This is a genomic window from Streptomyces sp. NPDC093097 (assembly GCF_044754325.1).
Taxonomy (GTDB): Bacteria; Actinomycetota; Actinomycetes; order Streptomycetales; family Streptomycetaceae; genus Streptomyces.
Map to the genome: position 1 here is coordinate 54,761 of NZ_JBIVOW010000034.1, position 8,900 is coordinate 63,660.

The 8,900-nt window shown below is 72.9% G+C and carries 10 protein-coding genes; 1 reads left to right on the forward strand and 9 read right to left on the reverse strand.

Translation table 11 applies throughout. The features are described 5' to 3' along the window. Nucleotides 1-36: 36 nt before the first annotated feature. From ACIQE0_RS36215 to ACIQE0_RS36230, 4 genes are all read right to left on the reverse strand, one after another. Nucleotides 37-1,191, reverse strand: a complete 1,155-nt coding sequence (locus tag ACIQE0_RS36215; RefSeq protein WP_402339947.1) for a coiled-coil domain-containing protein — start codon at nucleotides 1,189-1,191, stop codon at nucleotides 37-39. Between the two features lie 64 nt (nucleotides 1,192-1,255). Beyond that, nucleotides 1,256-2,233 (reverse strand): ABC transporter substrate-binding protein, encoded by a 978-nt coding sequence (locus ACIQE0_RS36220; protein WP_402339950.1) that lies wholly within the window; start codon nucleotides 2,231-2,233, stop codon nucleotides 1,256-1,258. A gap of 24 nt (nucleotides 2,234-2,257) precedes the next feature. After that, on the reverse strand, nucleotides 2,258-2,989 hold the full coding sequence (locus ACIQE0_RS36225) for an ABC transporter permease (protein ID WP_402339952.1): 732 nt from the start codon (nucleotides 2,987-2,989) through the stop codon (nucleotides 2,258-2,260). Between the two features lie 2 nt (nucleotides 2,990-2,991). Continuing rightward, a complete protein-coding gene (locus ACIQE0_RS36230) occupies nucleotides 2,992-3,720 on the reverse strand; it encodes an ABC transporter permease (RefSeq protein WP_366332522.1) in 729 nt (242 codons plus the stop codon). 208 nt (nucleotides 3,721-3,928) lie between these two features. On the opposite strand from ACIQE0_RS36230, the gene ACIQE0_RS36235 reads away from it, so the two are divergent. Beyond that, nucleotides 3,929-5,095, forward strand: coding sequence for an ABC transporter ATP-binding protein (locus tag ACIQE0_RS36235; RefSeq protein ID WP_402339955.1), 1,167 nt, complete (start codon nucleotides 3,929-3,931; stop codon nucleotides 5,093-5,095). Between the two features lie 76 nt (nucleotides 5,096-5,171). Here ACIQE0_RS36235 and ACIQE0_RS36240 read toward each other — a convergent pair whose 3' ends face one another. From ACIQE0_RS36240 to folP, 5 genes are all read right to left on the reverse strand, one after another. Continuing rightward, on the reverse strand, nucleotides 5,172-5,660 hold the full coding sequence (locus ACIQE0_RS36240; protein WP_366332431.1) for a DUF3180 domain-containing protein: 489 nt from the start codon (nucleotides 5,658-5,660) through the stop codon (nucleotides 5,172-5,174). Nucleotides 5,661-5,876: 216 nt separating this feature from the next. Next, complete coding sequence (gene folK, locus ACIQE0_RS36245; protein ID WP_366332432.1) at nucleotides 5,877-6,515, reverse strand: 2-amino-4-hydroxy-6-hydroxymethyldihydropteridine diphosphokinase; 639 nt, start codon at nucleotides 6,513-6,515, stop codon at nucleotides 5,877-5,879. Then, on the reverse strand, nucleotides 6,512-6,871 hold the full coding sequence (gene folB / locus ACIQE0_RS36250) for a dihydroneopterin aldolase (protein WP_052861500.1): 360 nt from the start codon (nucleotides 6,869-6,871) through the stop codon (nucleotides 6,512-6,514). The genes folK and folB overlap by 4 nt, the downstream gene beginning before the upstream one ends. Nucleotides 6,872-7,238: 367 nt before the next feature. Beyond that, nucleotides 7,239-7,721: a nuclear transport factor 2 family protein gene (locus tag ACIQE0_RS36255; RefSeq protein WP_366332524.1), complete on the reverse strand. Its 483-nt coding sequence runs from the start codon at nucleotides 7,719-7,721 to the stop codon at nucleotides 7,239-7,241. Between the two features lie 5 nt (nucleotides 7,722-7,726). Next, entirely contained in the window at nucleotides 7,727-8,638 is a 912-nt protein-coding gene (folP, locus tag ACIQE0_RS36260) for a dihydropteroate synthase (protein WP_366332433.1), read from the reverse strand. Nucleotides 8,639-8,900: the final 262 nt, after the last annotated feature.

Genomic DNA, 8,900 nt, shown 5'->3' on the forward strand with positions numbered 1-8,900 from the left:
CCTACGGACGTCGCGGTCGGCCCCGGCTGCGCGCGCTCAGGAGAGGGCGGTGCGGAGTTCGGCGAGGTCGAGCTGCTCGGTCTCGTCGTGCGCGGTCAGGTCGATGACCTCGCCGGCGCCGTGCGTGGTCTCCCCGTCGGCCGGCGCGCCGTCGGGCGTCGCGCCGTCGGGCGTCGCGCCGTCGGGCGTCGCGCCGCCGGCCGGCTCATCGTCCGAGGCGGCGTTCTCCGCGCCGTCGGCGGCCGGCCGGAGCGCCGCGCGGGCCTCCGCCCGGGCCGACTGCTCGGCGACCGCCTCGTCGCCGACGACGTCCGCCAGGTCCTCCTCCAGAGGGGCCGTCAGCTCGCGGCGGGGGACGGAGGTGTTGCCGAAGAAGTCGAATCCGCCCAGCGTGCGGGGCACGGCCTGGCGGGGCGGGACGATCGCGGCGGCGGCCGGCACCGGGCGGAGCGCGGGCCCGCCCACCCCCTGTGCGACGGCCGCCCCGGACTTCCCCTCGGGGGTGGCCTCGGACTTCTCCCGGAGGCCGGCGCTCGGGCTGCCGCCCTCTGCGGCGGCGCGCTGCCGGGCGGCGTTGCGGGCCAGCTCGCACAGCGCCCGGTCCGCCTGCGCGAACGTGGCGGCCGGCCGGGCCGGGGACGTCTCGCCCGCGCCCCGGCCGGCCGGCGCGGGACGGCCGTCGCCGGTCGCCGGCTCCCGCCGGGCCGGGACGAGTTCACCACTGGTGGGCGGCTGTCCGGCCTCGATGGCGAGCAGCCGGCGGCCCTCCAGGGCGCTGGCCCGCTCGGTCTCGGCGGTGGCGTAGCGGCGCAGCAGGGCGGCGTGCTCGCTGCGCAGCCGGGCGAGTTCGGCGCGCTTGGCGCGGAGCTTGGAGTCCAGGGCGGCGCGGATCTCGCGCGACTCCTCGACGTCCGTCTCCAGTTCGGCGATCCGCTCCTCGGTGCGCCACTGGTCGCGCGCCCGGGCCCGGGTCAGCTCGGCGACCCGCTTGCCGGCCTTGCGGTCCCACGTGCGCAGCAGGACGGCGCCGGTGACCGCGGCGGCCGCGGCACCGGCGGCGAGCACCCGTTGCACGAGGTCGTCGCCGACGAACCAGGCACCCGTGGCACAGGCAATTGACGCACCGGCAACCGTCGAAGGAGGAAGCAGCCGGTGGAGGGGTGGGGAATGGCGGTGGCGTCCTCGTGGCATGGCCAGAAACTTACCGTGCGTGCGAGACCTATGGGGCCCCGCATACCGATCCGTTTCAGGGTGGTTACTTCTGGACCAGCCCCTTGGACTCCAAATACGCCTGGGCGACATCGGCGGGCTTCAAGCGCTCGGCGTCGACCTTGCGGTTCAAGTTGATCAAGTCCTCGGTGGTGAGCACCTTCGTGATCTTGTTCAGCGCGGTCTCGATCTCCTTGTCGCCGGCCTTCTTGGCATTCAGCACCGGCAGGACATTGTCGGCGTTCTGGAGCTTCTTGTCGTCCTCGAGAAGCACCAGACCGAAGGTGTCGAGAGTGGCGTCCGTGGTGGTGGTGAGCACCAGTTGGTCGGTGCCGTCCTTGACCGCCTGCTTGGCCTGCGGGGTCCCCACGCCCTTGGGATCGATGCCCGCGACGGTGATGTCGTAGGTCTTCTCCAGGCCGGGCTTGCAGAACACCCGCGTCTCGCACTCCTCCCCCGCCGCGAGTTTGATCTTCTTCTGCGAACGTCCCAGGTCCGAGAGCGTCTTGAGCTTGTTCTCGGCGGCGAATTCCTTGGTGACCGCGAACGCGTTCTGGTCCGTGGCCGCGCCGGCCGCCAGCACCTTCAGACCGCGCGGCTCGGCGAGCTTCTTCAGCTCCGTCACCGTCGTACCGATGTCACTGGACGCCACGGGCTTGGCCTTGGCGCCGTTCTTCTTCGCGTTGAGGAATTCCGCGAGTGTGGAGGCATATTCCGGAACGACATCGATCTGGCCCTTCTCCAGGGCCGGTTCATACAGCTCGCGATTGGTCAGCGTCTGCACCCGCGGGTGGTAACCGGCATCGGCGAGGACCCGCGAATAGATCTCGGCCAACACCTTCGACTCGGTGAAACCCGCCGCGCCGATGACGAGCTCGCCCTTCCCGCCGCCCTTGCCGCCCTTCTCCTCCAGGCTCTGCCCGCCGCACGCGGCCAGTCCGGCCGCCAGGGCCACCACCGTCCCCGCGGCGAACGCGGTGCGTATGGTGCGTGCTCTGCCTGCTCTGCGTGCTGTGCTGCTCATGGAATTCCACTCCGTCCGTTCGGATCAGGTCGGTTGAGACGTCTCGGCGCGGGACCGGACCGGCGCCGGGCCCTTCGTACGCGGCCCCCGCCGCCGGCCCCGCATCGGATCGAAGGCCCGGTCCACCAGCACCAGCACCCCCTCCACCGCCAGGGCCAGCAGCGCCACCAGCACCGCCCCGGCGACCACTTGCGCGGTGTCGTAGTTGCCGAAGCCGGCCGTGATGATCCGGCCCAGGCCCCCGCCGCCGGCCAGCGCGGCCAGCGTCGCCGTGGCCACCACCTGGACCGCGGCCGAGCGCAGTCCCGTCATGATCAGCGGGTAGGCGAGCGGTATCTCCACCCGCCGCAGCAGCTGCGGACCGGACATCCCCATCCCCCGGGCCGCCTCGACCACATCGCGGTCCGCCTCCCGTATGCCCAGATAGACGTTGGTCAGCAGCGGCGGCACCGCGAACAGCACCAGCGCGATGACCGTCGGCCAGTCACCGTGCTTCCCCAACGGGCTGAGCGTCAGCAGCACCAGGACCGCGAACGTCGGCACCGCACGCCCCACGTTGGAGACGTTGACCGCCAGCGTCCCGCCCTTGCCGAGGTGGCCCAGCCACAGCGCCACCGGCAGCGCTATCAGCGCCGACAGCAGCAGGCAGAGCCCGCTCAGCCAGAGGTGCTCGCCGAGACGGTGCCACACCCCTTTCTCCCCGGCCCAGTTGGCGGCCGTGGTCAGCCACTGCCAGGCCCCCGTGATCGCGTCCACGCTCACCCCACCGCCTTCGCCACGGCCGCCGCGCGCCGCACCCGGCGCCCCCCGGACCGCGCCCGCGTCCACGGCGTCAGCAGCCGCTGCACCCCCAGCAGAAGCAGATCCGCCACCAGCGCCAGCAGCACGCACAGCGCCGACGCGGTCAGCACCTCCGCCTTGAAGAAGCCCTCCATACCGCTGGCTATGAGGTTGCCCAGCCCGCCGTAGCCGACGACCGAGCCGATCGTCGTCATCGCCACCGTCGAGACCGTGGCGATCCGCACCCCCGCCACCACCGCTGGCAGCGCGAGCGGGAGTTCCACCTCGAAGAGCAGCCGGGCCGGGCCGTACCCCATCCCGCGGGCGGCCTCCCGCACCTCGGCGGGCACCGCCTCCAGCCCGGCGAGGATGTTGCGCACCAGGATCGTCAGCGAATAGAGCACCAGGCCCGTGACGACCACCGCCGGTGACACCCCGAAGACCGGCGTCAGCAGGGCGAACATCGCCAGCGAGGGCACCGTGTAGAGCACCGTCGTCAGCCCCAGGACCGGCCCCGCGACACCCCGTCGGCGCCGTGCCAACAGCGCCAGCGGAAAGGCGATCAGCAGCCCCAGGAGCACCGAGACCACCGTGATGCCGAGATGTTGGAGCGTGGCGTCCGCCAACTCCTGGCTCCGGGTGCGGAGGTACTCTCCGCAGATCCAGTCGTTGCGCTCCAGGCAGCCGGCGCCGCCCCCCTGCGCCATGGTGTGAGCGCCCGTCAGCACGCCTGCCGCGCGCACCAGTGCCTGCACCGCCGTCACCTCCCCCGCTCGCCGATACCGTGGTGACTGTCTGCGACCCTAACCCCCACCACTGACAATCGGCGCGGCCCGGCATCCACTCGCAACACCGCGTTCACGGCTCCCGCGCACCACGCGTACACAATGGGGACCGTCCACACAGGGGGAATCCATGATCCGTTTCGAGCATGTCACCAAGCGCTACGCCGACGGCACCACGGCCGTCGACGACCTCTCCTTCGAGGTCGCCAAGGGCGAACTCATCACCCTCGTCGGCCCGTCGGGCTGCGGCAAGACGACGACGATGAAGATGGTGAACCGGCTCATAGAGCCCACCGACGGCCGGATACTCCTCGACGGCGAGGACATCGCCGACGCCGACCCCGTCGAACTCCGCCGCCGCATCGGCTACGTGATCCAGCAGGTCGGGCTCTTCCCCCACAAGACCGTCCTGGACAACACCGCCACCGTCCCGCACCTGCTCGGCCGCCCGCGCAAGGCGGCCCGGGCCCGCGCCGCCGAACTCCTGGACCTGGTGGGCCTGGACCCGTCCGTCTACGGCGACCGCTACCCCGACCAGCTCTCCGGCGGCCAGCGCCAGCGCGTCGGCGTGGCCCGCGCGCTCGCCGCCGACCCGCCGGTGCTGCTGATGGACGAGCCCTTCGGCGCCGTCGACCCGGTCGTCCGCGAACACCTCCAGAACGAGTTCCTGCGGCTCCAGTCCACGCTGCACAAGACGGTGCTCTTCGTCACCCACGACATCGAGGAGGCGGTCCGCCTCGGCGACCGCATCGCCGTCTACGGACAGGGCCGGATCGAGCAACTGGACACCCCGGCAACGGTCCTGGGCGCCCCGGCCACCCCGTACACCGCGGAGTTCGTGGGCACCGACCGCGGCCTGAAGCGACTCGCGGTCACCCCCGTGGAGGCCGCCGACCTCGACGAACCGCCGGTGGTCCGCCTGGACGACCCGGCCTCCCGGGCCGCCGGCGCGCTCTCCGCCGCCGACGCCCCCTGGGCCGTCGTCCTGGACGCCGACGGAGCGCCCTACGGCTGGGTGGCGGCCGACGCGCTCACGGACGCCGACGACGCGGCGCGCACCGTCCGCGACCTGGCCCGCCCGATGCCCGCCGCGGTGCCGCTCGGCACCCCGCTCCGGGAGGCGCTCAGCACGCTGCTCCAGCACGACGCGGGCTGGCTGGCGGTCCTCGACGGCGACCGCTACCGGGGCGTCCTCACGCCCGCCGCGCTGCACGGGGCGCTGCGCCGCGCCACCACCGCCGACGCCGCGGGCCTCCCCCGCGACGAGGTCGCCCTGGACACCGTCCCCAGTTCCTGAACGGCGCCCGGCGCGGGTCCGCGACGTCCCTCCGGACGCGCCCGGCCCGGCCGGAGCGTCCCGGCCGGGCCCGGTGTCACGTCCGCGACGCCCCGGTCCCGTCCTCGCCGTCGTCGCCCTCCGGCAGCTTGCAGACCCGCTCCAGGAACATCGCCGCGGCCACCACGCCCGCACCGGCGAGCACCGAGAACCCGGCGTACACCGCCTGGGTGCGGCGCGCGTCGTCCGCCCCCGACGTCAGCAGGAAGACCCCGACGCCGCCGTAGAGCCCGGCGACCAGCGCCGCCACCAGGGCGCTCGCCTGCCCGAAGACCACCGCACGGGCGGCCACCAGCGGATCGACGCCCTTGGCCTCGGGCTGCCGCTCGCGCTGCGCCCGCAACCGGGACCGCAGGGAGAGGGCGGTGGCGGCCAGCACCACGGCGATCAGCGCCAGCACGATCGGCGCCGCCACCGGCACGCTGGGGAGGGTGCCGAACGAGTCCCACAGCCGGGCGCCCGCCCAGGCCAGGATCCCCGCCACCACGAACAGCCCGACCAGGATCTTGATCCGTAGCTGCTTCACCGAGCGATCGCCCCTCGCACCGTTCCGGCCATCCCTGCGCGATGACCGTGTCCGCTTCATGGCCGCACCGGGTGGTGCGGCCGCCGTGTGTCCGTCCGTCCGGCCGCCCGCGCCTGCGCGGCCGACGCCGCCGACGACGTCCACCGCCAGTACATCAGCGCGTGCGGCGTCCCCGGCGCATCGCCGCCGTGCCCGGCCGGCCCGCAACCCTAACGACTACTCGGGCAGCCGCAGTTCCAGGTCCGCCCGGAGGTTCACGCCGTCGGTGCCGACCCCGGTCAGCAGGGCGGCCACCGCACCGCGGCCCGGAACCTCCGCTTCCGGGTCCACGTCGTGCCACGGCACCAGCACGAACGCCCGCTCATGGGCGCGCGGGTGCGGCAGCGTCAGCCGCGGGTCGTCGGAGACCACGTCCTGGTAGGCGAGGATGTCGACGTCGATCGTGCGCGGGCCCCAGCGCTCGTCGCGCACTCGCTCGTAGGCCTCCTCGATCGCGTGCCCGCGCTCCAGCAGGGACTCCGGCGGCAGCGTCGTCTTGATCAGCACCACGGCGTTGAAGTACGAGGGCTGGGAATCCGGTTCGACGCCCCACGGCTCGGTCTCGTACACCGGGGAGACCGCCTTGACCCGGACGCCCGGGGTGTCCTCCAGCGCGTCCACGGCGCCCTGGAGCGTCTCCAGGCGGTTGCCGAGGTTGCTGCCCAGCGCGATCACCGCGCGCTTGGGGTTGGACAGCGTGACGTCCGCCGCGTCCACCTGCTCCACCACGGAGACGGGCACCGGCTGCACGGTCGGGTCGTTGACGGTATCGGCGCGGGAGGGGGTGACGGGGGCCGGCTGCTGGGTGGTTTTCATACTCGGCTCCGAGTGATGGTGATGGTCACGTCATCGAAGGGGACGGTGATCGGTGCGTCCGGCTTGTGGACCACCACTTCCACCTCCTGCACCCCCTCGTGCTTCAGGCACTGGTCGGCGATGCGCTCCGCCAAGGTCTCGATGAGGTCGACGGGCTCGCCCTCGACGACGGCCACCACCTCCTCGGCGACGATGCCGTAGTGGACGGTCTTCGCAAGATCGTCGGAGGCCGCCGCCGGGCGGGTGTCCAGACCGAGGACCAGGTCGACGAGGAAGGTCTGGCCTTCCTCGCGTTCCCGGGGAAACACCCCGTGGTGTCCCCTGGCCTTCAGCCCACGCAGCGCGACACGATCCACGCGAATCACTCCCACTGGTCCGGCGGCGCTGTAGGCGCCACTGTTCGTCGGATTTCGGGCAGGCACCAGAGTCGACCGGCGACACCACCCCAGTTCGAATCTACCTGCGAGCACCGACAGCACCCGCCCATGGGGGCTATGGACAACGACCCGCTCTCCTGCTAGGCGGTGTCGCGCGGGCAGCCTCGCAGAGCGCCGGAGATCGTCCGCGCGGCCTCTTACCCGCGCTCGCCCCACCCACCCCTACCCACGCCGCACTTGGCTCGAACGGGTGCGCCCCGATCGGAAAGCTGACGCCCGGCACACCCGTCCACCACCAGGCCCGCGACCCGCTTGTGAAGCCGCTCACATGTCCGCGGACCGGGATTCACAGCCGGCCGGACGGGCCGTTCTCCTCGTCCTCGTCGGCGTCCTCGTCCCCGTCGTCGTCCTCGCGGTCCGCGAGCACCGGCGAGCCGTGGTGCGACCAGACCCGCCAGCCGTCCTCGGTCCGCTTGAAGACGTTGGTCGCCACGACCAACTGGCCGATCAGCGGCCCCACGGAGCCGTCGTCCTCGGCGGGGCCGCCGCTGAGGATGTTCTCCGTGCACGTCACCAGCGCGGTGTCGCCGATGACGTCGATCTCCACATCGGTCAGGAAGAACTGGATGTACTCCGTGTTGGCCATGATCAGCGCGTACGAGCGGAGCACCTCCCCGCGCCCGCGCAGCACCGGCCACCCGGGGTGGACCACGCTCACCTGGCCGTCCAGCCACAACTCGGACAGCGCCTCGTGGTCGCCGCGCTCGATGGTCTCGTACAGCGCCGTGTTCGCCTGCTCGACCAGCTCGATGTCCGTCCGCGGGCCCAGGCCGCTCACTTCGTCCCCGCCGTCATCGTCGCGCCGCACGCCCCGGCACCCCCGGCCGACTGCACCGCGCCCTCAACTGCGCGGGCCACCCGCACCGCGTCCGCGCTCGCCCTGACCTCATGCACCCGCACCGCCCAGGCCCCCTCTCGCGCCACGATCGCCGACACCGCCGCCGTCGCGGCGTCCCGCTCCCGGGCCGGCGGTGGGGCGGCACCCTCGCCGCCTGCCAGCACCCTGCCCAGGAACCGTTTCCTCGAAGCCGCCACCAGCAGCGGCCGGCCAAGCGCCCGCAGCCGGGACAGATGGGCGACCAGCGCCAGGTCGTGCGCGGCCGTCTTCGCGAAGCCCAGCCCGGGATCGAGCACGATCCGCTCCGGGTCCACCCCGCCGGCGATCGCCCGCTCCATGCTCTGCCGCAGCTCGTCGACGACCTCGCCGACGACGTCCGCGTAGGACGCCCGGTTGTTCATGTCGATGGACTGGCCCCGCCAGTGCATCACCACGAACGGCACGTGGTACGCCGCGACCACCGACACCATCGCCGGATCGGCCAGGCCCCCGCTCACGTCGTTGACCAGCCGCGCCCCGGCCTCCACGGCCTGCTCGGCCACCGCGGCGCGCATGGTGTCGACGGACACCACGACCCCCGCCGAGGCCAGCTCCCGGACCACCGGGACGACCCGGCGCAGCTCCTCGGCCTCGTCCACCCGGGCCGCGCCGGGGCGGGTGGACTCGCCGCCGACGTCCACGATGTCGGCGCCCTGGGCCACCAGGTCCAGACCGTGTTTGACGGCGAGCTCGGTGTCGAACCACTCGCCGCCGTCGGAGAACGAATCGGGCGTCACGTTCACCACGCCCATCACCGCGCAGCGGTCCCAGTCCGGCAGTCCGGCCACCCGGCCGCGCAAGGTACTCATGGCACCAGCGTAGGCCGTGCGCAGACCGGCCGGATTCCTCCGCCGACGGCGCGCAACGCCCGTCGGCAGAAGGCCCGTACCGGCCCCGGAAGCCCCCCGGACCACCGCGGCCACGAGCGTGTCGCCGCGGGCCCGCACAGCCCCACCGGACAGGCCCCGGACAGGCCCTAGGTGTATTGCCCTGTGAGGTTGGGGACGCGGCTGGCGGGTGGTTGGCCCTTGAGTGCGGTGTGTCTGCGGTGGTGATTGTAGGTGTGAAGCC